The 865-nt window shown below is 31.2% G+C and carries 1 protein-coding gene; it reads left to right on the top strand.

Annotation, left to right across the window (positions count from 1 at the left end):
• Positions 1-167 precede the first annotated feature (167 nt).
• Positions 168-701, top strand: coding sequence for a hypothetical protein (locus ABD734_RS07720; RefSeq protein ID WP_344703108.1), 534 nt, complete (start codon positions 168-170; stop codon positions 699-701).
• The last annotated feature ends 164 nt before the right edge of the window (positions 702-865 follow it).

The following is an 865-nucleotide window of genomic DNA, read 5'->3' as shown; positions in this document are numbered from 1 at the left end:
TCGTCCGTGGTAATATGGGTGTAGGTCATGCGTGATCACTCCTATGATTTTCTTTGGTCGGAAAACTCATTTTGAGTGTATCACGCGTGACCCTTTTTAGGTGTCTAGCTTAATTTTACAATCGGCGCTTTCTAAATTCACCTCAATATATAGGAAATTTATTTAAAATGGATGAAAAATTTACTGTTAGTGCACAAACAACTAGTGAAGACAATAAAGTAACATACAAGATAGATTCATTTTCAAGTCTTGTTCCTAGAGAGCAACTCGATAAAGTCACTGATTATGATGTCAATTCAATAAAAGAGAGATTAAAAAAACTTTATATTATTAATAGAGATATCAGTGCTGTAAATTTCCATATCAATGACTATCTACTAACTGTATTAAGTATATATGATGAAAGTCATGATAATCGGTTTCTGGAATTATCAAAAAACATCACTGAAATGATACTTCAATACTCTACTGACACTGTATATTATATTAATTATTATCAGGTCCTAAAAAGAAGTAGGGAGTTAAGCATAATTGAAAAACAAGAACTAAAAAAGTTGTTAGGAAACAAAGAAAGTTTAATTGCAGAAGTTTGCATAAAAATTATTTTAGAAGAAGACATATCTCAATTAATAGAGCAGCTTGATGGTACTACTAAAATTAATTTACAAAGTTGGCCAATCTATAACCTATATAACACTTAGCTATATTATCCATCCACTATATAGCTAGGTGAATGTATACTGGATCGTCTACACTTGATTGGACAACTCCTATGAGGGAGGCTATTGTTAAATCAAAAAAGTAGGCGATTTTTTTATGACAAGAACAAGAAGAACCTTTACCCCAGAGTTTAAACTACAGATCG

Origin of the sequence: Salinicoccus jeotgali, assembly GCF_039538805.1 — a bacterium.
GTDB classification, from domain to species: Bacteria; Bacillota; Bacilli; order Staphylococcales; family Salinicoccaceae; genus Salinicoccus; species Salinicoccus jeotgali.
Note: the sequence above shows the minus strand (reverse complement) of the source record. Positions and strands in the feature narration are given on the sequence as shown.